This window comes from Pseudomonas sp. AC016, assembly GCF_979253365.1.
On sequence record NZ_CEEDCC010000001.1, the window covers coordinates 3999515 to 4021730 of the forward strand.

At 60.5% G+C, this 22216-nt stretch carries 19 protein-coding genes; 7 read left to right on the forward strand and 12 right to left on the reverse strand.

Translation table 11 applies throughout. From position 1 onward, the window contains the following. Positions 1 to 3 precede the first annotated feature (3 nt). The 3 genes from holA to leuS all read right to left on the reverse strand — a co-directional run bounded on the left by holA (position 4) and on the right by leuS (position 4383). Positions 4 to 1041 carry a DNA polymerase III subunit delta gene (holA, locus tag AC0IXS_RS18000; RefSeq protein WP_025994139.1) on the reverse strand — a complete coding sequence of 346 codons (1038 nt, stop codon included), beginning with the start codon at positions 1039 to 1041 and terminating at the stop codon, positions 4 to 6. Between the two features lie 42 nt (positions 1042 to 1083). Then, the gene (locus AC0IXS_RS18005; RefSeq protein ID WP_004885073.1) at positions 1084 to 1689 is read right to left on the reverse strand and encodes an LPS-assembly lipoprotein LptE; all 606 of its coding nucleotides are present in this window, start codon (positions 1687 to 1689) and stop codon (positions 1084 to 1086) included. Between the two features lie 87 nt (positions 1690 to 1776). After that, positions 1777 to 4383, reverse strand: a complete 2607-nt coding sequence (gene leuS, locus AC0IXS_RS18010) for a leucine--tRNA ligase (protein ID WP_191953994.1) — start codon at positions 4381 to 4383, stop codon at positions 1777 to 1779. Between the two features lie 311 nt (positions 4384 to 4694). On the opposite strand from leuS, the gene AC0IXS_RS18015 reads away from it, so the two are divergent. Both AC0IXS_RS18015 and AC0IXS_RS18020 read left to right on the forward strand, forming a co-directional pair. Further along, entirely contained in the window at positions 4695 to 5045 is a 351-nt protein-coding gene (locus tag AC0IXS_RS18015; protein ID WP_471825327.1) for a hypothetical protein, read from the forward strand. 102 nt (positions 5046 to 5147) lie between these two features. After that, positions 5148 to 5909, forward strand: coding sequence for a YdcF family protein (locus AC0IXS_RS18020; protein ID WP_057410077.1), 762 nt, complete (start codon positions 5148 to 5150; stop codon positions 5907 to 5909). A gap of 48 nt (positions 5910 to 5957) precedes the next feature. Here the strand turns inward: AC0IXS_RS18020 and lnt are convergent, their stop codons facing one another. The 5 genes from lnt to miaB form a co-directional block, all read right to left on the reverse strand. After that, on the reverse strand, positions 5958 to 7478 hold the full coding sequence (gene lnt, locus AC0IXS_RS18025; protein WP_471825329.1) for an apolipoprotein N-acyltransferase: 1521 nt from the start codon (positions 7476 to 7478) through the stop codon (positions 5958 to 5960). A gap of 31 nt (positions 7479 to 7509) precedes the next feature. Continuing rightward, positions 7510 to 8352, reverse strand: coding sequence for an HlyC/CorC family transporter (locus tag AC0IXS_RS18030; protein WP_025994144.1), 843 nt, complete (start codon positions 8350 to 8352; stop codon positions 7510 to 7512). Positions 8353 to 8357: 5 nt separating this feature from the next. Then, positions 8358 to 8855 carry an rRNA maturation RNase YbeY gene (gene ybeY, locus AC0IXS_RS18035; RefSeq protein ID WP_004885062.1) on the reverse strand — a complete coding sequence of 166 codons (498 nt, stop codon included), beginning with the start codon at positions 8853 to 8855 and terminating at the stop codon, positions 8358 to 8360. Continuing rightward, on the reverse strand, positions 8848 to 9870 hold the full coding sequence (locus tag AC0IXS_RS18040; protein ID WP_029244270.1) for a PhoH family protein: 1023 nt from the start codon (positions 9868 to 9870) through the stop codon (positions 8848 to 8850). The genes ybeY and AC0IXS_RS18040 overlap by 8 nt, the downstream gene beginning before the upstream one ends. Before the next feature lie 169 nt (positions 9871 to 10039). Continuing rightward, complete coding sequence (miaB, locus tag AC0IXS_RS18045) at positions 10040 to 11368, reverse strand: tRNA (N6-isopentenyl adenosine(37)-C2)-methylthiotransferase MiaB (RefSeq protein WP_025994146.1); 1329 nt, start codon at positions 11366 to 11368, stop codon at positions 10040 to 10042. Positions 11369 to 11496: 128 nt separating this feature from the next. Here miaB and AC0IXS_RS18050 point away from each other — a divergent pair, with 128 nt between their 5' ends. After that, the gene (locus AC0IXS_RS18050) at positions 11497 to 11823 is read left to right on the forward strand and encodes a DUF1820 family protein (RefSeq protein WP_004885057.1); all 327 of its coding nucleotides are present in this window, start codon (positions 11497 to 11499) and stop codon (positions 11821 to 11823) included. 36 nt (positions 11824 to 11859) lie between these two features. On the opposite strand, the gene AC0IXS_RS18055 is transcribed toward AC0IXS_RS18050, so the two are convergent. After that, the gene (locus tag AC0IXS_RS18055) at positions 11860 to 12408 is read right to left on the reverse strand and encodes a tetratricopeptide repeat protein (RefSeq protein ID WP_025994147.1); all 549 of its coding nucleotides are present in this window, start codon (positions 12406 to 12408) and stop codon (positions 11860 to 11862) included. Positions 12409 to 12716: 308 nt separating this feature from the next. Continuing rightward, positions 12717 to 14000 carry a glutamate-1-semialdehyde 2,1-aminomutase gene (gene hemL, locus AC0IXS_RS18060; RefSeq protein WP_471825333.1) on the reverse strand — a complete coding sequence of 428 codons (1284 nt, stop codon included), beginning with the start codon at positions 13998 to 14000 and terminating at the stop codon, positions 12717 to 12719. Between the two features lie 196 nt (positions 14001 to 14196). Between hemL and AC0IXS_RS18065 the strand changes: the two genes are divergently transcribed. After that, positions 14197 to 15642 (forward strand): DNA-3-methyladenine glycosylase 2 family protein, encoded by a 1446-nt coding sequence (locus AC0IXS_RS18065; protein ID WP_471825335.1) that lies wholly within the window; start codon positions 14197 to 14199, stop codon positions 15640 to 15642. Next, positions 15639 to 16160 (forward strand): methylated-DNA--[protein]-cysteine S-methyltransferase, encoded by a 522-nt coding sequence (locus tag AC0IXS_RS18070; RefSeq protein WP_057411159.1) that lies wholly within the window; start codon positions 15639 to 15641, stop codon positions 16158 to 16160. Before AC0IXS_RS18065 ends, AC0IXS_RS18070 begins: the two co-directional genes overlap by 4 nt. A gap of 447 nt (positions 16161 to 16607) precedes the next feature. Here AC0IXS_RS18070 and thiE read toward each other — a convergent pair whose 3' ends face one another. Together thiE and AC0IXS_RS18080 are read right to left on the reverse strand one after the other, a co-directional pair. Further along, a complete protein-coding gene (gene thiE / locus AC0IXS_RS18075; protein WP_471825338.1) occupies positions 16608 to 17237 on the reverse strand; it encodes a thiamine phosphate synthase in 630 nt (209 codons plus the stop codon). A 23-nt stretch (positions 17238 to 17260) separates the two neighbouring features. Further along, positions 17261 to 18058, reverse strand: coding sequence for a hydroxymethylpyrimidine/phosphomethylpyrimidine kinase (locus AC0IXS_RS18080; RefSeq protein WP_057411161.1), 798 nt, complete (start codon positions 18056 to 18058; stop codon positions 17261 to 17263). 358 nt (positions 18059 to 18416) lie between these two features. Between AC0IXS_RS18080 and AC0IXS_RS18085 the strand changes: the two genes are divergently transcribed. Further along, the gene (locus AC0IXS_RS18085; protein ID WP_471825340.1) at positions 18417 to 20411 is read left to right on the forward strand and encodes a sensor histidine kinase; all 1995 of its coding nucleotides are present in this window, start codon (positions 18417 to 18419) and stop codon (positions 20409 to 20411) included. Positions 20412 to 20528: 117 nt separating this feature from the next. After that, positions 20529 to 22178 (forward strand): acyl-CoA dehydrogenase family protein, encoded by a 1650-nt coding sequence (locus tag AC0IXS_RS18090; protein ID WP_449121848.1) that lies wholly within the window; start codon positions 20529 to 20531, stop codon positions 22176 to 22178. Positions 22179 to 22216: the final 38 nt, after the last annotated feature.

Here is a 22216-nt window from a genome sequence, read left to right on the forward strand (position 1 = left end):
GGGTCACTCCGCTGGCAACGGCAATCGTTGTCCGGCCATCAACAGCGCCAGCCGACTCAGGCTGCTCCATGGCGAGCCTGCTGCCTGACCCTTGATCTGCGCATCGATACGTTGCGCATCCATGAGCAACTGGCTCCAGCGCTTCGCTGAATGACGTTGCAGGGCCTTGCTCATCAGCGGTTTGCGTTTGTCCCAGACCGGCGGACGGGCTGAGCTGAATATCTTGTCCATCGGCACGCCCTGGCTGAATTGCAGGGACATGTTAGCCAGCGCACGCAGCTCGCGGGTGAGCGCCCAGAGAATCACCGGCGTTTCGACCCCTTCGCCGCGAAGCCCTTCCAGCATGCGCAAGGCATGTGCCGCTTCGCCATTGAGTACGGCATCGGTCAGGCCGAACACATCAAAACGCGCACTGTCGGCCACCGCCGCCTGTACGGTTTCGACGGTAATCTGCCCGTCCTCGGCCATCAGCTTGAGCTTTTCGATTTCCTGCGCAGCGGCCAGCAGGTTGCCTTCGACACGTGCGGCAATCAGTTCGACCGCATCCTGAGTTGCCGCAAGCCCTGCCTGTGACAGGCGCTGACGAATCCATTGCGGCAACTGGCCGATGTCTACGGGCCAGATCTGCACAAACTGGGTTTGCGCGCCTTCGACCAGCGCCTTGCCCCATTTGGTTTTCTGCGCGCTGCCGTCGAGCTTGGGCAGGCTGATCAGAAGCAGCGTGTCTTCGGCAGGCCGGGCGCAGTATTCGATCAGTGCAGCGGCACCCTTGTCACCGGGCTTGCCGGAAGGCAGACGCAGCTCCAGAAGGCGACGTTCGGCAAACAGCGACATGCTGGCGCCGGCCTGCAGCAGCGTACCCCAGTCAAAGCTGGCATCGGCGCTGAACACCTGGCGTTCGTCGAAACCTTGCTGGCGGGCCGCTGTGCGGATGGCGTCGGCAGCTTCCTGGCAGAGCAACGGGTCGTCACCACTGATCACGTAGACCGGTGCGAGCGTACCTTGCAGGTGTTTGCCGAGTTGGGCGGGGGCGAGTTTCATCGTCGAAAGGATGCCGGGGCCGGCGAACCGACCCCCGGACATTTACCTGTTCGGGATTTCAACAGGCGACTGTTGAGGTGTTGAGTCACGAATGCGCTGAGCTTCTTCCAGAGCGTCGGCCTCAGCCTTGGCAACTGCGTCGGCCTTGGCCTGCAGTTCGTCCAGACGAGACGGCGTCAGTTGCTGCAGGCGCGCCATCATTCTCTGAATCAGCTCGTTGCGCATTTCGCCACGTACCTGAGCCGCTTCCTGATCGGAGCCGGTCAGGTTGTTGCCATCGTGTACGTAGGAACGGTCCACGCTGACCTTGTCGCCGAGCAGGAAGCGGTCTTTCTCGCCACGCACTTCATAGTTGAGCGTCGTGGTCAGCTGGTACTCGGCCGAACGGCCCGAGCCGCTGAAGCTGGCGTTACGTTGTGTTTCGGCTTCGTTGACCAGCACCAGCTTGTACGGCGCGCCGGTGTAGACCTTCACGCCGGAGCTGGTCAGTACACGCGTGAGCTGGGTAACGGTTTCGCCGTAGGCATTGCGCGCGCTGACATCCAGTTCCTTGATGGCCAGATCGGTCGTGCCGGTGCCACGCAGATGAAAGCCGCAGGCGCTCAGCAGAACGGCAAGGCCCATCACCAGCAAATTGCGTTTGATCATCTTGATGCTCCCCTTGAATCCTTGTGGGCCGACTTCGCGTCCCTTGGAAATATGTTCGGCACCCGGTCTGCCGGGTGCCCGATCTCATCAGCTTGCGACGATATTGACCAGTTTTCCTGGCACAACGATGACCTTGCGGATCGTCAGGCCATCAATGAAGCGCAGTACGTTCTCGTTGACCCGGGCAGCGGCTTCCACTTCTTCGCGGCTGGCGCTGGCGGGCATCTCGATGTGACCGCGCAGCTTGCCGTTGACCTGGATCACCAGTTGCAGCGTGTCCTGCACCAGAGCGCTTTCATCCAGCGCAGGCCAGCCTGCATCAATGACTGGCGTTGTGTGGCCCAGTTCCTTCCACAGCTCGTGGCTGATGTGCGGCGTGATCGGCGCCAGCAGCAGGGTGACGGTTTCCAGTCCTTCCTGAAGCAGGGCGCGATCCTGCGCAGTAGCTTGCGGGACTTTTTCCAGCACGTTCATCAGCGTCATCACCTGGGCAATGGCAGTGTTGAACTTCTGGTTCTGACCAATATCCTGGCTCGCCTGTTTGATCGCCTGATGAATCGAACGGCGGATAGCCTTCTGATCATCGCTCAACGCGGCCGTATCCAGCTTGCCGGACACACCCTGTGCGACATGGGCCTGTGCCAGACGCCAGACGCGACGCAGGAAGCGGCTCGAGCCTTCAACGCCGGAATCGGACCATTCCAGGCTCATGTCAGGTGGCGAGGCGAACATCATGAACAGGCGGCAGGTATCTGCGCCGTACTGATCGATCATGGTCTGCGGGTCGATGCCGTTTTTCTTCGACTTCGACATTTTTTCGGTGCCGCCGATTTCAACCGGCAGACCGTCGCTGGTCAGTCTGGCACTGATGACCTTGGCCTTGGCGTCACGCTCGAGCGTCACATCGGCCGGGTTGATCCAGGTCTTCTTGCCGCTGGTTTCCATGCGGAAGTAGGTTTCTGCGTTGACCATGCCCTGGGTCAGCAGGTTCTTGAACGGCTCGTTGGACGTCACCAGACCTTCGTCGCGCATCAGCTTGTGGAAGAAGCGTGCGTACAGCAGGTGCAGGATGGCGTGTTCGATACCGCCGATGTACTGATCGACCGGCAGCCAGTGGTTGGCGGCGTTTGGCTCGACCAGGCCACCCTCGTAATGCGGGGAAGCGTAGCGTGCGTAGTACCAGGAGGACTCGACGAAGGTGTCCATGGTGTCGGTTTCACGCTTGGCCGGTGCGCCGCATTTCGGGCACTTGCACTCGTAGAACTCGGGCATGCGCGCCAGCGGCGAACCTGCGCCGTCCGGCACCACATCTTCCGGCAACACCACGGGCAATTGATCTTCAGGGACCGGCACGTCACCACAGGTGTCGCAGTGCACGATCGGGATCGGGCAGCCCCAGTAGCGCTGGCGGCTGATGCCCCAGTCGCGCAGGCGGAACTGGGTGCGTGACTGGCCCAGGCCTTTCCTGACCAGCGCAGCTTCCATCGCGTCGAACGCAGCGGTGAAGTCCAGGCCGTCGAATTCGCCCGAATTGATCAGCGGTCCGTGCTCGCCATAGGCTTCCTGCCACGGCGCGGGGCTTTCGTCGCCTGCGCTGGTGCGCACTACGGCCTTGATCGGCAGGTGATACTTGGTGGCGAATTCGAAGTCACGCTCGTCGTGTGCAGGCACAGCCATGACCGCGCCGTCGCCGTAATGCATCAATACGTAGTTGGCGACCCAGACCGGCAGCTTCTCGCCGGTCAGCGGGTGCTCGACGAACAGCGAGGTCGGCAGGCCTTTCTTTTCCTGAGTGGCAACGTCCGCTTCAGCAACGCTGCCGCCCTTGCATTCATCGATGAACGCTTGCAGTTGCGCGTCTTCCTTCGCCGCCAGGGTCGCGAGCGGGTGCTCGGCGGCCACTGCCACGTAGGTCGCGCCCATCAGCGTGTCGGGACGGGTGGTGAAGACTTTCAGCGTGCCGGCTTCGCCGATGCTGGTCTGGTCGTACGGGAACTGCACTTCCATGCCGCGGGATTTGCCGATCCAGTTGCGCTGCATGGTCTTGACCTGTTCAGGCCAGCCCGGCAATTCGTCGAGGCTCTCCAGCAGCTCATCCGCGTAGGCGGTGATCTTGAAGTAGTACATCGGGATTTCGCGCTTCTCGATCAGCGCGCCCGAACGCCAGCCGCGACCGTCGATGACCTGCTCGTTGGCCAGAACGGTCTGATCGACGGGGTCCCAGTTCACGGTGCCGTTCTTGCGGTAGATCACGCCTTTTTCGAACAGGCGAGTGAACAGCCATTGTTCCCAGCGATAGTAGTCAGGCTTGCAGGTGGTGATTTCACGCGACCAGTCGATGGCCAGACCCAGGCTCTTGAGCTGGGTCTTCATGTAATCGATGTTTTCGTAGGTCCACTTGGCCGGTGCGACGTTGTTGTCGATGGCCGCGTTTTCCGCCGGCATGCCGAAAGCGTCCCAGCCCAGTGGCTGCAGGACGTTCTTGCCCAGCATGCGCTGGTAGCGGGAGATCACATCACCGATGGTGTAGTTGCGCACATGACCCATGTGCAGCTTGCCGCTGGGGTAAGGGAACATCGACAGGCAATAGTAGGTTTCCTTGCCTGGCTGTTCACTGACTTCAAAAGACTTTTGCTCTTCCCAGAAGGTCTGGGCGGCGGCTTCGATTTCGCGGGGCTGATAGAGTTCGTGCATGGCTACTTTTGACTAAAGATTAGTGACCCTTGACCTCTTCATTGCTTCGCCGAGTCAGGTCTGCACCGCTTGCCGGACAATTGCAACTGTCTGTGCGGTGCGTACAGGCTCAAGAGAGCGGAAGTGGAATGGCAGGAAGCGTCGTAGCATACATGAGCGCCGTCTATCGAGGGAGTCCTGATTGCTATGCGCGGCAGCCACGGCCCCGTCCAACCGCCGTCTCTGGCCGTTGGTCGCACTTATCCGCCTGTTCCGGCAGCAGCGCTAAGCTCATTCTCGAGGGTATGTTCTATCTTCAGTGAGGTGAGCGGATGACAGAGTTGCAGCACACTGTAAGCACTTATGAGCTGTATGAACGTTTGATCGATCGTCTCGGGCTTGCTCTTGAAATGGCAAGTACTGCGGTTCGGCTCCGAAACGAGTCGCCTGCCGTACTTGAGCTCAAAGGGTTGAGCAGTGCCGAGTTCGAGCTGATCGAGGCCTACCTTGAAAAAGGCACGATGGCGGCAAACGGGGCTGTCAAGGGTAAGTCAAAGGGCAGTTTCACGCGATCACCGGAGCAGACCAGTTTGGCCAGGGCGCCTGGACAATCAGCCACTATCATCTGGCTGAAAGATCGAAAGCGTGGCAGGTCATCGATGCGGTCAGGCCGCAACAACTGATACGACGATCAGTCTTTCCCCCGGCAGGCTGCGGGCCTGCCTTTTAAGCATTGTTGCTTAGCTTCAAACCTTTTAGGCTTCGGGCATCTCTGGAGATGTCCGATGCCTTTGCGTTACCTGCTCAAGACCCTTCTTCTGCCTCCCGGCATTCTATTTCTATTGCTGATTCTTGCCTGGTGGTTGCGACGTTCGCGGCCGCGTATTGCTGCCGTGTGCTTCGTGATCGGCCTTGGCGGGTTGTGGCTGATGAGCCTGCCGGTTGTCGTGGAATGGGGCGCAGGCAGCATGGAGCAGGTTGCGCCTCTGCCGCAGGCCCAGTGGGCGAGTCTGGCACAGCAGGCCGACGCGATTGTGGTGCTGGGCAGCGGGCGCGAGCGCAACTCGCCGACCTGGGGCGGCGATGTACCCACGGGTATTGGTCTGGAGCGGCTGCGGCTGGCGGCGCGCCTGTCCAAGGCGTCCGGGCTGCCCGTGCTGACAACGGGCGGCCTGCACTATGACGAGCCTCCCAGTGAAGCGGCGATCATGGCGCAGTCGCTGCAGGATGATTTCGGCGTCGCCGTGCGCTGGCAGGAAGGTCTGAGCCGGACGACCTGGGAAAACGCTACGCTGACCGCCGGTATTCTTCAGCCCCAGGGCATCAAGCGAGTCGTGCTGGTGACGCAGGCCTGGCACATGCCGAGGGCGCGCTGGAGTTTCGAGAAGGCCGGTTTTACCGTGGTGGGTGCGCCCGTGGGTTTTCTGGGCGTGGACAATGCCCGGCCGTTCGGCGGCTGGCTGCCGGAGAACCGGGTGTTCATGCAGAGCGGCGTGTTGCTCAACGAAGCGATGGGCTTGCTGGTCTATCCGCTGATTTACCCTTAGGCAGCAGCCAGGAGCAATCCCGCAGTCCGGGATTGCTCTGAAGCCCGATCAGACCGTCTTGGAGATGCGAGCTGCGAGCAAGGCCCAGCCAAACAGCAGCAGGCAGACAACCGCCAGAGGCCACGAACGCCAGTGCAGGTAAGGCGTCAGGCCTTGCATCGGCACTACGTCGCCATACAACACGCCACGCTCGAACTGCGGAATCTGCACGGTGATCCTGCCGAACGGATCGATGAGTCCTGTCACGCCATTGTTGGTAGCGCGGATCATCCAGCGTCCGGCTTCAAGCGCGCGCATCTGGGCCATCTGCAAATGCTGCAGCGGGCCGATCGAAGTGCCGAACCAGGTGTCGTTACTGACCGTCAGCAACAGATCGCTCTGGGCCGACAGGCCTGCGGCAAACTCGGGATAGACCACTTCGTAGCAGATGAAGGGTGCGATGTGATAACCCTTGGCCTGCAGCAGTGCCTGATCGTCCGGGCCTCGGGCGAAGTCCGACATCGGCAGGTCGAAGAACGCGATCAAACCGCGTAATACGTCCTGCAGCGGCACGTATTCGCCGAATGGAACGAGTTTCTGCTTGTAATAGGTGCCGTCACCCTGGCCGACCACGGTGATGCCGTTGTAGTAACGGTATTCGCCACGCCCGGTCAGTTCGCGTACTGGCACGCCAGTGATCAGCGCCGCGCCACGCTCGGAGGCGAATTTGCCCATCATCGACAGATAGCCTTCGGCGCTTTCCTTGAGCACAGGTACGGCGGTTTCCGGCCATACGATCAGGTCGGCCTGTTGCGACCTGAAGGTCATGTCGCGGTACAGCGCCAACTGGTCGTTAAGCTTCTGCGGGTCCCACTTCATGCTTTGCTCGATGTTGCCCTGCAGGGTGACCACTTTGAGTGGCTTGCCGGACGGTGATGTCCAGGCATAGCCCTTGAGTGCCAGTCCGGCGACCCAGGGGGCCAGCAACAGCAGCACGCCAATCGCCAGAAACGACTTGCGCGCCCGCAAGCGGTGCAGGTTGCACAGCAATGCAGCGGTCAGGCCCAGTGCGAAGGAAATCAGCCAGACGCCGCCCACCGGTGCAAGTCCTGCCAGCGGTCCGTCGAGCTGGCTGTAGCCGGAATACAGCCAGGGGAAACCGGTAAGGAACCAGCCGCGAAAAGCTTCCTGGCCCAACCACAGTGCAGAGAACGCCAGCGCATCGGCCAACGGCGCTTCGTTACGCCGCAGCCAGCGCGCCCAGACCCAGGCGGGAAGGGCGAAGAACAGTGCGATGGCGGCGATGAACGCCAGCATCAACAACCCGGCCAGCAGCACCGAAGCGCCGCCGTAGGTGTGAATGCTGACGTAGATCCAGCTGGTACCAGCGCCGAACAGACCGAAGCCGTAGCACCAGCCGCGTCCCAGCGCCTGGCGCGGACTCAGTTCGCGCAGCCCCAGATAAAACACCGCGACTGCCACCAGGATCAGTGGCCAGGCATTGAACGGTGCCAATGCCAGGGTCGTGAGTCCGCCAGCGACGACGGCCAGCAGGTTGCCGGGCCAGCCGGGACGCGTAATCCAGCGCATGTAGGTTCCTTAAAGCGGCATCAGGGTGGTTTTACGGGCGATTGATGGGGCTCAGACGCAGCAAGTGGATGCGACGGCTGTCTGCGCTCAGGATGCGGAAACGATAGGCACCGATTTCGGTGATTTCGTTGCGCTTGGGCAGGTGGCCGAAAGCATTCATCACGAGGCCGCCGACGGTGTCGAACTCTTCGTCGGAAAACTCGCTGTCGAAGAACTCGTTGAAGTTTTCGACCGGCGTGAGTGCCTTGACCAGGAAGTCACCGCTGGGCAGCGGCTTGATGAAACTGTCTTCCTCGACGTCATGCTCGTCTTCGATGTCGCCGACGATCTGTTCCAGCACGTCTTCAATCGTCACCAGACCTGCCACACCGCCGTACTCGTCGATGACGATGGCCATGTGGTTGTGGTTGGCGCGGAATTCGCGCAACAGAACGTTGAGACGCTTGGACTCCGGCACGAAGGTCGCCGGGCGCAGCAGTTTCTTGACATCGTCACTGTCGCCGTCGGGCTTGAGGATCAGCGGCAGCAGATCCTTGGCCAGCAGCACGCCGAGGACGTCGTCATGACTTTCGCCGATCACCGGATAGCGCGAGTGCGCGGCATCGATGACGGCGGGAAGGAATTCGCGGGGTGTCTGGGTCGCCTTGATGCTGATCATCTGCGAGCGCGGCACCATGATGTCGCGTACCTGCAGGTCGGCAACCTGGATGGCTCCCTCGACGATGGCCAGCGCTTCGCTGTCCAGCAATTTGTTCTGGTGGGCTTCGCGCAGCAGCTCAAGCAGCTCCTGGCGGTTTTTCGGCTCATGGACAAAAGCCTGGGTCAGTTTACCCAGCCATGACTTTTGTCCGTTGCTCGATCGGTCTTCGCTCATAGCCCTTACTCGTGGTCCTTGCTTGATGTTTCTGAATGTTGAGGTTCGGTGTCGTCGTCGGCATAAGGGTCGGGATAGCCCAACTCATCAAGCAACGTTCGTTCCAGCGCTTCCATCTCTTCGGCTTCTTCATCATCGATATGGTCGTAACCCAGCAGATGAAGACAGCCATGAATCACCATGTGCGCCCAGTGGGCGTCCACGGCCTTGTTCTGTTCAGTCGCTTCGCGATTCACCACCGGTACGCAGATGACCAGATCGCCCAGCAACGGGATGTCCAGCATGTCATCCGGTACGTCGGCCGGGAAGGACAGCACGTTGGTGGCGTAATCCTTGTGCCGCCAGGTGTGATTGAGTTCACGCCCTTCGACTTCATCGACCAGTCTGATGGTCAGTTCGGAGTCGGCACTGCGCTGACGCAGGCCCATTTCACACCAGAGGCGGAACTGGGCTTCGGTCGGCGCAGGGGTTTCGCTTGCGACTTGCAGGTCCAGCTCAAGCATCGCGGTTCTTGTCCCGAGAGTAACTGTTGTTGCTCGACGAGCCGTCGCTGAAACGATCATCGAAGCGCTCGTAGGCTTCAACGATGCGTTGCACCAACGGGTGGCGAACCACGTCCTTGGGCTTGAAGTGCGTGAAGCTGATGCCCGGCACGTCCTTGAGCACATCGATGACATGCGTCAGACCCGACTTGGTGCCCTTGGGCAAGTCGACCTGAGTGATGTCGCCGGTGATCACGGCGGTGGAGCCGAAGCCGATACGGGTCAGGAACATCTTCATCTGCTCGACGGTGGTGTTCTGACTTTCGTCGAGAATGATGAAGCTGTTATTAAGGGTGCGTCCGCGCATGTAAGCCAGCGGTGCCACTTCAATGACCTGTTTCTCGATCAGCTTGGCAACGACCTCGAAGCCGAGCATCTCGTAGAGCGCGTCGTAAAGCGGTCGCAAGTACGGGTCGATCTTCTGGGCGAGGTCGCCGGGCAGGAAGCCGAGTTTTTCACCCGCTTCAACCGCAGGGCGCACCAGCAGGATGCGACGGATCTGCTCACGCTCCAGCGCATCGACTGCGCAGGCGACAGCGAGGTAGGTCTTGCCGGTACCGGCAGGGCCGATGCCAAAGTTGATGTCGTTGCCGAGGATCTCTTTGACGTAGCGCTGCTGGTTGATGCCACGCGGGCGGATCATGCCCTTTTTGGTGCGCAGCGCAACGCCGACTTCGGCGGCCGGGTGATTGTCCAGCCCGTCGACGCCTGATTCCTGCAGGAACAGGTGAACCATGTCCGGCGTCAGGTCTGTACCCTTGGTCTCCCGGTACAGACGGCGCAACAGATTTTCGGCCGAGGTGGTGTGTTTGGAGTCGCCAATAAGCTCGAACTGATTGCCGCGATTGCGGATCTCGATGTCCAGGCGTTGTTCGATCAAGCGCAGATGCTCGTCGAGTTGCCCGCACAGGTTGGCGAAACGATGGGCCTCGAAGGGTTCGAGGGTGAAACGATGAGGTTCTATGGGTGCGTTCAAGGTCTTTTAATGGCCGTCCGGCGGCAATTGAGATGTATTGAAGAATACTCCCTGGCGGTGGTCAGGCGAAAGCCTTGCCTTCTGCATGGAGGATTCACCGTGCTCAATGGTAGGGACCGCACGGAAACGAATTCATTCGGCCATTCGTTTCCGCGACGGGGTGCAAGGGTTATTGAAGCAGAGATCCGCGCAGGGAATGAGGCTGTGCGTCATCGATATGCACATCGGCGAACTGGCCGATCAGTTTCGGGTTGTCGCAGCGGAAATTGACGATCCGGTTGTTCTCGGTACGGCCCTGCAGCTCGCCGGGGTCCTTCTTGGAGTAGTCGGTCACCAGGATGCGCTGGGTGCTGCCAACCATCTGTCGGCTGATCTCGAATCCCTGCTGGTTGAGCCGGTGTTGCAGCGCGGCCAGACGTTCTTTCTTCAGGGCTTCCGGCGTTTCGTCTTTCAGATCGGCCGCCGGTGTGCCGGGGCGCGGGCTGTAGACGAACGAGAACGAGAAGTCGAAACCGACGTCCTCGATCAGCTTCATGGTGTTTTCGAAGTCTTTCTCGGTTTCACCCGGAAAGCCGACGATAAAGTCGGAGCTGATGCAGATGCCCGGCACGGCGGCCTTGAGCTTGCGCAGCTTGGACTTGTATTCCAGCGTGGTGTGGTTGCGCTTCATGGCCGCCAGAATACGGTCCGAGCCCGACTGCACCGGCAAATGCAGGTGTTTGACCAGCTCAGGCACCTCGGCGTGGGCCTGGATCAGGCTGTCGGAAAACTCCAGCGGGTGCGACGTGGTGTAGCGAATGCGGTCGATGCCATCGACAGCGGCGACCACGCGGATCAGGTCCGCCAGGTCTGCGACACGCCCGTCGTGCATGGCACCGCGATAACCGTTGACGTTCTGACCCAGCAGCGTGACTTCGCGCACACCGTTTTCCGCCAGATGAATGACTTCGGTCAGCACGTCATCGAACGGTCGGCTGACCTCTTCGCCACGGGTGTAAGGCACCACGCAGAACGTGCAGTACTTGCTGCAGCCTTCCATCACCGACACGTAGGCACTCGGGCCATCGACGCGTGGCTCGGGCAAATGGTCGAATTTTTCTATTTCCGGGAACGAGACGTCGACCTGCGGCAGGCGCGTGATACGTGCGGCGTCGATCATTTCCGGCAGGCGGTGCAGGGTCTGCGGGCCGAAGACCACGTCCACGTAGGGCGCGCGGTCGCGGATGGCCGCGCCTTCCTGACTGGCTACACAGCCGCCAACGGCGATCACCATTTCCGGCTTGGCCAGTTTCAGTTCGCGCCAGCGGCCCAGTTGGGAGTAAACCCGGTCCTGGGCGCGCTCGCGAATCGAGCAGGTGTTAAGCAGGATCACGTCGGCGTCTTCCGCGCGGGCGGTGACTTCCAGGGCCTGATGTTCGCCCAGCAGGTCGACCATGCGCGAGCTGTCGTACTCGTTCATCTGGCAACCGTGGGTTTCGATATAAAGCTTCTTGGCCATTCGTGATCATCAGCTGGTTCAAAGAACCGCGCATTATAGGGGCGATACGCTTGGGTTCCTAGGGGCGATCCGACGGGCATGCTATAGTGCGTGCCCCTTTTTCATCCGCGAATCGTTACCCGCCAACCATGACCAAACGCGAAGCTCCAATCTACAAGGTGATTTTCCTCAACCAGGGCCAGGTGTTCGAGATGTACGCCAAGCAGATCTATCAAAGCGATCTGTGGGGTTTTCTGGAAGTGGAAGAGTTCGTCTTCGGCGAGCGCACGACAGTGGTGGTCGACCCGAGCGAAGAAAAGCTCAAGGCCCAGTTCGAAGGCGTGGTGCGCAGTTTCGTGCCGATGCATTCGATCGTGCGTATCGATGAAGTCGAGCGCATGGGCACGCCGAAGATCAGCGAAGCGAAGGGCGTCAGCAATGTGATGCCGTTTCCCATGCCGATGCCGGAAAAATAACCAGAGAGTCGAGACTGTTGCCCTGAAGACAATCGATCAGGGCAATGGAGAGAATGGGCTGCGACCTTCGGCCGTTTGCAGTTCCATGAGGTATTTGCGGAAAATCTGTCCCAGTACCTGAGTGGCGACTTCCAGCTCGTCGCGCTTCATTTTTGCCGAAACTTCGTCCGCTGCGTCCAGTGCATCTTCAGATCCGTTGACCGCTGCCATCTTCAGCACGATATAGGCCTGGATGTTATTGGCCTGCACACCTTCGCCGCGACTGAACATCAGGCCCAACTGATATTGCGCCTGCGCGTGACCCTGCAACGAAGCCTGCTCGAAATAACCGAGGGCCTGTGGCAGATCGCGAGGTACATTCTTGCCTTCGTAATAAAACTCACCCAACTCGTACTGCGCCTGTGCATCCCCGGATTGAGCGGCCTGCTGACAGGCTGCAAGTGCAGCGGGCAGGTTCTCAGGCTGAGTATTGAGGGTGCAGCGACCCATCGCTGGGATCAACAACGAGTTGCTGCCGGCAGTAGCCAGCAGAGGATAGACAAGCAACAGGCAGCCCAATGCAAGGGTGCGGCCGGTGCGGTTCATGGAAGTCGACTTACCTCTGAAAAAGGTGCGGGCGTGCCCGACCAGCTAAACGTGCTGGCTGCGCATTATGAAATAAGCAGAGCCAACCTTACAAAGTCTTTACGGATTTTCTGCTGCACGGCCAGTAAAAAACTACGAACCCTCAGGCGAAAAACCCTGAAGCAAGACAGTCGTTTCCCATGTTTGCGTCGATTGATCACGTCAATCGCATTGCAGTGTAGAAGCTAATTGCTGCAACAACGTTCAGTTTCATTCATCGATATGATTCGTGCAGGCAAAACTTGCCTGCACGAATCATCCGCAGCGGCTTATTTAAGCGCAGCGAAGGCCTTTTCGGCAGCGTCCAGCGTCAGCTGCAATTCGGCATCGCCATGGGCAATGGAAGTGAAGCCTGCTTCGAACGCGCTTGGCGCCAGATACACACCGCCTTCGAGCATCAGATGGAAGAAGCGCTTGAAGCGGTCGGCGTCACTGGTCATCACGTCCTGAAAGGTGACGATTTCCCTGGCATCGCTGAAATACAGGCCGAACATGCCGCCCGCCTGGGTGGTCACGAACGCAATGCCAGCGGCATCGGCATGCTGTTGCAGGCCTTCCAGCAGACGACGGGTGTAATCGCTCAGTTCATCGTGAAAGCCCGGACGGCTGATCAGGCGCAGCGTGGTCAGACCGGCAGCCATTGCCAGCGGGTTGCCGGACAGCGTGCCTGCCTGATAGACCGGGCCGAGCGGGGCGATGTGCGACATGATTTCGCGTTTGCCGCCGAAGCAGCCGACCGGCATGCCACCGCCGATGATCTTGCCGAAGGTGCTCAGGTCTGGCGTCACGCCGTAGTAAGCCTGGGCACCGCCGAGGGCAACGCGGAAACCGGTCATGACTTCGTCGAAGATCAGTACCACGCCGTGCTCGTCGCACAGGTCGCGCAGGCCTTGCAGATAGCCCGGCGCTGGCGGTACGCAGTTCATGTTGCCGGCCACCGGCTCGACGATGATGCACGCGACTTCCTGGCCCACTTGCGCGAGCATGTCACGCACGGCTTCCAGGTCATTGAACGGCACGGTCAGGGTGTGTTTGGCAAAGGCTGCAGGCACGCCGGGCGAACTCGGTACGCCCAGGGTCAGTGCGCCGGAACCGGCCTTGACCAGCAGGCTGTCGGAGTGGCCGTGGTAGCAGCCTTCGAACTTGATGATGCTGTCGCGGCCGGTATAGCCACGGGCCAGACGGATGGCGCTCATGGTGGCTTCGGTGCCGGAGCTGACCATGCGCACCATTTCCATCGACGGCACCAGCGAGCAGACCAGATCGGCCATCTCGGTTTCCATGGCGGTCGGTGCGCCGTAGGACAGGCCGTGTTCCAGTTGGCTGCGCACTGCGTCGAGCACTTCCGGGTGGCTGTGGCCAAGAATCATCGGGCCCCATGAGCCGACGTAATCAACGTAGCGTTTGTCGTCTTCGTCAGTCACGTAAGCGCCCGCAGCGTGCTTGAAGAACAGCGGCGTGCCACCCACGCTCTTGAACGCACGAACCGGCGAGTTCACGCCACCGGGAATATGTTTTTGAGCATTGGCGAACAGTGTTTCGGAACGGGACATGATCGGGTCTCTGCTTTGAAACGAGGAAGTCGGGTCTACGCTGGCGTCAGCCGAGGTGAGCAGTGACTGCTTTATTGGAGAGGCGTGAGCCAGAGAAAGCGCAGGAGGCGCCACTATAACAAATGATGAGAGCCGGTCAGATGCACATGTCCGAATTCAGCCAGACTTTTGCCGGAGCCTGGAATAGAGTCTGCCCATGAACACTCTCGATCCCACTATCTGCTACGCCGCGTTTATCGCCAGGGACCGCCGGTTTGACGGCTGGTTTTTCATGGGCGTGTCGTCCACCGGTATTTATTGCCGGCCGATGTGCCCGGTGCGTGCGCCGCAGGCCAGAAACTGCAGTTTCTACAGAACATCTGCGGCTGCCGAGCAGGCGGGGTTTCGTCCGTGCCTGCGTTGCCGCCCTGAACTGGCACCCGGACAAAGCCTTCTGGACATGTCGAGCAGGCTGGCACAGGCCGCGGCCCGGTTGATAGAGGAGGGCTTTCTGAGTGGCAGAACACTGGATGCGTTGGCTGAGCGAGTCGGTGTCACGGCACGGCACCTGCGACGGATTTTTGAAGCCGAGTTTGGCGTCTCGATGATTGATTTCGCACAGACGCAACGTTTGTTGATTGCCAAGCGCCTGTTGACCGACACCGGATTGTCCATGACCGAGGTGGCGCTGGCGGCAGGTTTTGGCAGCGTGCGACGTTTCAATGATGTCTTTCAGACGCGCTACGGCCTGAATCCGACGCGGCTGAGGAAGGCAGCGCACAAAACCGACGACGCCGAGCTGCGCTTCGAACTGTCCTACCGGCCACCATTTTCATGGAAAGGTGTGGTGGCGTTTCTCGCGCATCGCTGCATTGCCGGAGTCGAGCATGTGGACGATGACGTTTATGCGCGGGTCATCGAGGTCGAGCATGCGGGGCGCAAGGTCTCGGGCTGGATCAGCGTGACCGATGCGCCCCAGCGGCATGCGTTGGTGGTGACCATGTCGGCCTCGTTGCAATCCGCAGTCGCAATGGTGCTCGGGCGGGTGCGGCGGGTGTTCGACACCGGCTGCCGACCGGATCTGGTCGATGCGCACCTTGGGCCGCTGATTGGTGAACTGCACGGCATGCGTGTTCCCGGTGCGTTCGACGGTTTCGAAATTGCGGTGCGGGCGGTGGTCGGGCAGCAGATATCGGTGCTCAACGCCCGAGCGATTCTGGGACGGATTGCCGAACGATTTGGCACGCCTGTCAGCGATGCGCCATTCGGGCTGCACCATGCGTTCCCGGCCGCACAGGCCATCGCACCGCTGCATTATGAGGACCTGATCGCCACCGGCCTGATCCGCATTCGCGCCGAGGCGATCATCGCGGTCGCCGAGGAAGTGGCGACGGGACGGATCCTGCTTGAGCCGCTGGTGCCGCTGGACGAAACACTGGCTGCGCTGAGACACATTCGTGGCATCGGCGAGTGGACCGTGCAATACATTGCCATGCGCGCCCTGGGCTGGCCCAATGCGTTTCCCGAAGGCGATGCGGTGCTCAAAAAACGCCTGGGTTGCACGACGGCTGCGCAGCTCAACGAGCATGCGAGCCAGTGGGCGCCGTGGCGAGCCTACGCGACCGTGCATGTCTGGCATCAACGTGAGGAGACACCATCATGATTCCCGGCTACCTGCTTTCAAGCCCCTTGGGCGACATCGCCCTGCGTGTCGAGGACGATGCGCTGACTGGCGTTTACTTCATCGGCCAGAAGCACTATCCCGGTCTGGTGATGATGCCCGATGATCAGCACGTGCCCAGAGTCGTGCGGATGGCGCAGGAGCAACTGACCGAGTTCTTCCGCGGCGAGCGCCGGGTCTTCGATGTACCGCTGCGCATGCGCGGTACGCCGTTTCAGGAACAGGTCTGGGCGGAACTGGCGCGCATTCCTTATGGCGAGATGATTTCCTACGGAGCGATGGCAAGAAAGATGGGCTTGAGCCCTGGCCATTCACGGGCAGTGGGCACGGCCAACGGCAAGAACCCGATCTCCATCATCGTGCCGTGCCACCGGGTCATCGGCGCGGGTGGTGATCTGACCGGTTATGCCGGTGGCGTCGACCGCAAACGCGCACTGCTGGCTCTGGAGAACGCAACCGGCATGCCGGATTTCGAGTTCAAGCTGGTGGGGCAGGCTTAGCCCTGATTGCTCTCGCGCCGGGATGTGACGCAGAGCGTCACGGGCTGCATGCCCACGCGGAGCACTCGGCGTTATACACAAGTCCTCCTGGAAGAATACGATGATGATCGTTCCTACGCTCTGCGTGGGAATGCCTCCCAGGACGCTCCGCGTCCGCTCTCGAATGTGGCGCAGATGCGTGGACAAGCTCCAGCGTTATCCACTTCATGTGCTCGGCTCACTGAATCCGCAATCTGTGCCATTTGTGACGCGGAGCGTCACGGGATGCATGCCCACGCGGAGCGATGGGCACGATCAGTGTCGAGGCGGACTTGTGTATAACGATGAGCGCGGAGCATGGTCACGATCATCAACCTTACGCTGATCGTTCCCACGCTCCAGCGTGGTAACGCCTCTCTGGACGCTCTGCGTCCGCTTTTGATGTGACACAGAGCGTCACGGGCATGCTTAGCGGCCGTTGGCCAGCAGTTCGGTGAATGCCTTGGCCCGGCGTGTGACTTCCTGTGGGGTTTCGGCGCCGAACAGGCCGTGGACGACGGCCAGCAGGTCGGCGCCGTGCTCGACCAGTTGCGGGGCGTTGTCCAGGGTGATGCCGCCGATCACAGCGATGGGCAGGTGCACTTTGGCGCGGACCTGAGCGATCAGGTCCAGAGACACGGCAGGCGCGTTCGGTTTGGTCTGGGAGTTGAAGAAACGTCCGAACGCCACGTAAGTCGCCCCGTCGGCCTTGGCGCGCTCGGCCAGTTCCAGTTTGCCGTGGCAGGTTGCGCCGACAATCGCCTTGTGTCCCAGCAACGCACGTGCGTCGGGCAATGAGCCGTCGGTCTGGCCCAGATGTACGCCCACACCCAGACGAGCCGCCAGTTCTGCATCGTCATTGATGATAAGCCGCGTCTTGTAACGCTCGCACAGCTTGAGCAGTTCAGTTGCTTCGCGCAGGCGGCGCGATTCGTCTTCCGTCTTGTCCCGATACTGCAGCAGCGTCACGCCGCCATCAAGGGCGGCTTCAACGTAAGACAGGAATCTGCCCGTCAGCAACTGGCTGTCGGTAATGGCATACAGGCCACGTAGTTTCATGGATCGACCCTCATGGCAGTGCGTTACGAACAGAAGTCCAGCGGAAGACGGCGGGGGACGAATTGACCCTTGCCCAGCTGCTCGGCGTCGCGCAACGTTCTCCAGGTGTAATCGAGGGCGGATTTCACCGCGCTGACCATTTCCTCGCCCTGTGCCAATCGTCCCGCAAGAGCGCTGGCCAGTGTGCAGCCTGAACCGTGGTAACTGCCTGGCAAGCGTTCACAGACAAAGGTATGGGTCTGGCCGCCACGAACATAGAGACGATTGTGGATCTGTTGTTCGTCGCCATGCCCGCCGGTGATCAGCAGATGTTCGCAGTAAGGCAACAGTTTTTCTGCGCATTCATCCGCCGTGCCTTCAGGCAGCTCCGCAAGGATGCGGGCTTCCGGCAGGTTGGGCGTGGCGATGGCCGACAGCGGAAGCAGTTGTTCACGCATGGCGTAGCCGACTTCGTCCTTGCCCAGCCGTCCGCCGCCGCCGGCCCGCAACACCGGGTCGCAGACCATGGGCAGATGCGGATTGGCCCGCAGCAGCTCGACGACGGTATCGACCATGTCCAGCGAGCCAAGCATGCCCAGCTTCACGGCAGCAACGCACGAATCGTTAAGGACGGCATGCGCCTGGGCGAGCACCCAGTCGCGATCCAGTACGCGGAAATCACTGACATTGACGGTGTCTTGAACCGTCAGCGCCGTGATGACCGGAGCGGCATGGCAACCCTGGGCAAGCAGGGCTTCTATATCGGCCTGCATGCCGGCGCCGCCACTAGGGTCGTGGCCGGAGAGGCAGAGGACAACGGGGCGGGAGCTATAGATATTCATGGTGCGCGAGCTTATCACTAAACCTTTCCGGGGCCGTCTGTCGGTGAATGATTTTCTTGCGGATGGGTGGAGCGCGCTGAACGCCCGAGCGGCCTATTTAAATCCGAAGAAAATTCATGTTTGGCCTGGAAGTGCCGAAATAGAGCCATCGCATTGATTTTTAAAGCGATGGTGCCTTAAAGCTATTAACGGCTATGCTTCACTATTCCGAGAGTCTGCTGAATGGCGTGCCCGCCGCGGTGTCCACAGGCAGTTGTCGTGTACCGGTCACACCCTTAAGCCTGTTTCAAGGATAGACATTTGCAGGACGTCGCCATCAACGGATGGAGTGGCCGCGACGACCGACCTTGGGGCTTTAATGCGCTATCTGCTAATCATGCTTGCTGTCTGGCTGCCAATGCTGGCTCATGCCGTGGAGTTTGATGAGAACACTCAGTTCCTGCCGCTTGGGCGGGCGATTCAGGTGTTCGAAGATCCGACGGGTGAGGCGACGATCGAAAGCGTGAGCTCCGACGCGGGCACGCGTGAGTTTCGACCTCTGCAAACCCGCACCTTCAATGCCGGCTACTCGCGTTCGGCTTTCTGGTTGAAAGTCGATCTGGCGTATCGCCCCCGTACGGCCGACCAGCATACGGACTGGCTGCTGGAGCTGGCGTACCCACCGATGGATCACGTCGACTTTTATACACAGGACGCCGTAGGACGCCCGACACTGATCTGGCAGACCGGTGACATGCTGTCGTTCGCCAGCCGCCAGTTCAAACAGAACAACTACCTCTTCCAACTGGACGTGCCGCCCGGTCAGCAGCGCACCGTGTACCTGCGCCTCAAGAGTGAGGGCTCGCTCCAGGGACCGCTCAATCTCTGGTCAACCCATGCCTATATCGAGGCCCAACCGGCTCGGATCTACGTGTTCGGTCTGATCTACGGCGTACTGCTGGGGATGCTGGTCTACAACCTGTTCATCTTCATCAGCGTGCGCGACCCCGATTATCTTTATTACATCCTCTACGTCGCGTCGTTCGGGCTGTATCAGATGTCGATCAACGGGGTCGCCATCGAATACCTGTGGCCGAATAACCCATGGTGGGCGAATGCGTCGACACCGTTTCTGATGGCGATGGCGACGCTGTTCGCCTGTCAGTTTTCACGCAGCTTTCTGATGACCAAACGTCTGGCGCCCTGGCTCGACAAGCTGCTGCTGGTGATGGTCGGCGCGGCTGCCGTGGTCATGGGTATTGCCTTGTTTCTGGGCTACGGCCCTGCGTTGCGTTCGGCGACCTATCTGGTCGAGGCCGGGGCGCTTGTGATCTATCTGGCGGGCATCGTCGCCGTTGCCAAGGGCGAGCGCGTAGGGCGTTACTTCGTGATTGCCTGGTCGGTGTTCATGGTCGGCGGGGTGATTTTCGGCTTGATGCTGCTGGGCAAATTGCCCAATACCTTCCTGACCATGTATGCGTGCCATATCGGTACTGTGCTGGAAATGGCGCTGCTGTCCATGGCGCTCGCCGACCGCATCAACCATGCCCGGCGACAACAGGCCCAGACACTGGTGGCAACCGGCAGGGATCTGGAACGTCTGAACCAGCAACTGGCGACCAGCAACCGCCTCAAGGACGAATTTCTGGCCACGGTCACCCACGAGTTGCGCACGCCCATGAACGGGGTGATCGGTTCTCTGGAACTGATGCAGACCCTGAAGCTGGGTGAAGAGCTGGAGATGTATCAACAGACCGCCGCCAGCTCCGCTCAGGACATGATGAGCATGATCAACGGCATTCTGACCCTCACCGAGCTGCAGGCTGGTGTGCTGTATGCCGAGTGCGACGCGTTTGAGGTCAGTGAACTGTTCGGCCAATTGCATGAACGTTTCAACAGCCCGGCGCAGGCCAAGTCGCTGGCGTTGACCTTCGATCTGGACGACAAGCTGCCTGCCACGGTTCGTGGCGATGCCGACAAGTTGTACCAGTGCGTCGAGTGCCTGCTGGACAATGCCATCAAGTTCACCCGCGAAGGCGAGATCAGGGTTCGGGTCAGCGGTCAGCCGCAAGACCTTGACCGCCTGCGCCTGCGCGTCGAGGTCATGGACACCGGCATCGGGTTCAACCGTCTGGACGAGGTCAAGCTGTACGAGCATTTCTTCCAGGTTGATGGCTCGATGACCCGTCAGTACGGCGGGCTTGGCATCGGTCTGGCGATCTGCCGCAAACTGGTCGAGTTGCAGGGCGGTGAATTGAGCCATCATTCCGAGCCGGGACAAGGCAGTTGCTTCACCCTGAGCCTGCCGATGCTGATGGCCATTCCGGGCGCAGTGCGCAAGACGCCTGAATTGAAAGCCCACTGGGGTATTTGAGCTTGAGAGTAGAGGGCAAAAGCGCCGGTCATTCGGCGCATACGGCACTTTTTAAAGGCGAAGCCTTGGGCGCATGATTCACTCCTGCTCATGAAACACGCAGGGAGAACATGACTCATGAACCTGAATCAATTCGCCGAAACCCACGAAGTCACCAATCAACCACCGCCGCTCGACGGTGCGAATCTCTACAGAATCGATCTGCCGCTGCAACAGTGGAGCAAGCGCTACGGCGCAGGCTGGGCCGAGTCGCGCATCGATGCGTACGGCGCGCTGGCAGGTGGGCCGCTGATGGAAGCCGGTTTTCTCGCCAACCAGAACAAGCCGGTGTTCGCCAGTCACGACCGCTACGGCCATCGCATCGACCTGATCGAATTTCATCCGGCCTACCACCAGTTGATGAACACCGCGATCGAACATGGCATCCCTTCTTTGCCCTGGACCGATCCGCAGCCCGGTGCGCATGTCGCGCGAGCGGCGATGAGCTATCTGCACACTCAGGCCGATCCTGGCAGCGGTTGCCCGCTGACGATGACCTTTGCCAGCGTTCCGGCCTTGCGCCTGCAACCGGATCTGGCCGAGATCTGGCTGCCCAAGGTGCTTTCCACCCAGTACGATTCGCGCAACCTCGGCATTGCCCACAAGCCCGGGGCGACCATCGGCATGGCCATGACCGAGAAGCAGGGCGGCACTGACGTGCGCAGCAATACCACACGGGCTTGGCCAGTCGGTGCGGGCGGGCCGGGGCAGGTGTACGAACTGGTCGGGCATAAATGGTTCTGCTCGGCACCGATGTGCGATGCCTTCCTGACCCTGGCACAGACCGACAAAGGACTGAGCTGTTTCCTGCTGCCGCGTCACCGGCCGGACGACACACGTAACGAATTCTATATCCAGCGCCTGAAAAACAAGCTGGGCAACTGGTCCAACGCTTCCTGCGAGGTAGAGTTTCGAGGCGCGCTGGCCTGGATGATCGGCGAAGAAGGACGCGGTGTCGCGACCATCATTGAAATGGTCGCCATGACCCGCTTCGACTGCATGATCGGCTCCAGCGCGCTGATGCGACAGGCGCTCACTCAGGCCACCCATCACTGCGCACACCGTTCGGTCAGTGGCCGGTTGCTGGCCGAGCAGCCACTGATGCAGAACGTGCTGGCCGATCTGGCGCTGGAAAGCGAAGCGGCGCTGGCCCTGACCCTGCGCATGGGCCGCGCGCTGGATCATCTGGATGAATCCCATGAAGCGCGCTTCGTGCGGCTGGTGACGGCGGTTGGCAAGTACTGGATCTGCAAGCGAGCCCCGGCGATGATCAACGAAGCCGCTGAATGCCTCGGCGGTGCGGGCTACGTCGAAGACAGCATTCTGCCGCGTCTGTACCGGGAAGCGCCGGTCAACTCGACCTGGGAGGGCTCCGGCAACGTGCAGTGCCTGGATGTGTTGAGGGCGCTGTCGAAGGAGCCGGGTGTGCTCGATGCCTTGTTTGACGAGCTGGGTGACGGACATGGCGATCGACGTCTGGCCGCGCACATCGCCACGCTGAAAGACGCTTTTACCGATTTGAGCGATATCCAGTACCGCGCCCGGCAACTGACCGAAGACATCGCCGTCGCCCTGCAGGCCAAACTGTTGCTTGAGGCGGGTAACGCGGCCGTCAGCGACGGATTTATCGCCGGTCGAATAGCGGCTGGCGGGCGGGTGTATGGCGCATTGCCGCGAGGGGTGGATGTCGAAACATTGGTGTCCAGAGCGTCGCCGCAGGTGGCATGAGCACGCGAACCCGTTAGGATGCAGGTCTGCAAGTTCAG

What these genes read in the sequence shown, in the direction of transcription:
- holA (WP_025994139.1), bottom strand. Translation starts at nt 1,041, where the DNA reads ATGAAACTCGCCCCCGCCCAACTCGGCAAACACCTGCAAGGTACGCTC.
- AC0IXS_RS18005 (WP_004885073.1), bottom strand. Translation starts at nt 1,689, where the DNA reads ATGATCAAACGCAATTTGCTGGTGATGGGCCTTGCCGTTCTGCTGAGC.
- leuS (WP_191953994.1), bottom strand. Translation starts at nt 4,383, where the DNA reads ATGCACGAACTCTATCAGCCCCGCGAAATCGAAGCCGCCGCCCAGACC.
- AC0IXS_RS18015 (WP_471825327.1), top strand. Translation starts at nt 4,695, where the DNA reads ATGACAGAGTTGCAGCACACTGTAAGCACTTATGAGCTGTATGAACGT.
- AC0IXS_RS18020 (WP_057410077.1), top strand. Translation starts at nt 5,148, where the DNA reads ATGCCTTTGCGTTACCTGCTCAAGACCCTTCTTCTGCCTCCCGGCATT.
- lnt (WP_471825329.1), bottom strand. Translation starts at nt 7,478, where the DNA reads ATGCGCTGGATTACGCGTCCCGGCTGGCCCGGCAACCTGCTGGCCGTC.
- AC0IXS_RS18030 (WP_025994144.1), bottom strand. Translation starts at nt 8,352, where the DNA reads ATGAGCGAAGACCGATCGAGCAACGGACAAAAGTCATGGCTGGGTAAA.
- ybeY (WP_004885062.1), bottom strand. Translation starts at nt 8,855, where the DNA reads ATGCTTGAGCTGGACCTGCAAGTCGCAAGCGAAACCCCTGCGCCGACC.
- miaB (WP_025994146.1), bottom strand. Translation starts at nt 11,368, where the DNA reads ATGGCCAAGAAGCTTTATATCGAAACCCACGGTTGCCAGATGAACGAG.
- AC0IXS_RS18050 (WP_004885057.1), top strand. Translation starts at nt 11,497, where the DNA reads ATGACCAAACGCGAAGCTCCAATCTACAAGGTGATTTTCCTCAACCAG.
- AC0IXS_RS18055 (WP_025994147.1), bottom strand. Translation starts at nt 12,408, where the DNA reads ATGAACCGCACCGGCCGCACCCTTGCATTGGGCTGCCTGTTGCTTGTC.
- hemL (WP_471825333.1), bottom strand. Translation starts at nt 14,000, where the DNA reads ATGTCCCGTTCCGAAACACTGTTCGCCAATGCTCAAAAACATATTCCC.
- AC0IXS_RS18065 (WP_471825335.1), top strand. Translation starts at nt 14,197, where the DNA reads ATGAACACTCTCGATCCCACTATCTGCTACGCCGCGTTTATCGCCAGG.
- AC0IXS_RS18070 (WP_057411159.1), top strand. Translation starts at nt 15,639, where the DNA reads ATGATTCCCGGCTACCTGCTTTCAAGCCCCTTGGGCGACATCGCCCTG.
- thiE (WP_471825338.1), bottom strand. Translation starts at nt 17,237, where the DNA reads ATGAAACTACGTGGCCTGTATGCCATTACCGACAGCCAGTTGCTGACG.
- AC0IXS_RS18080 (WP_057411161.1), bottom strand. Translation starts at nt 18,058, where the DNA reads ATGAATATCTATAGCTCCCGCCCCGTTGTCCTCTGCCTCTCCGGCCAC.
- AC0IXS_RS18085 (WP_471825340.1), top strand. Translation starts at nt 18,417, where the DNA reads ATGCGCTATCTGCTAATCATGCTTGCTGTCTGGCTGCCAATGCTGGCT.
- AC0IXS_RS18090 (WP_449121848.1), top strand. Translation starts at nt 20,529, where the DNA reads ATGAACCTGAATCAATTCGCCGAAACCCACGAAGTCACCAATCAACCA.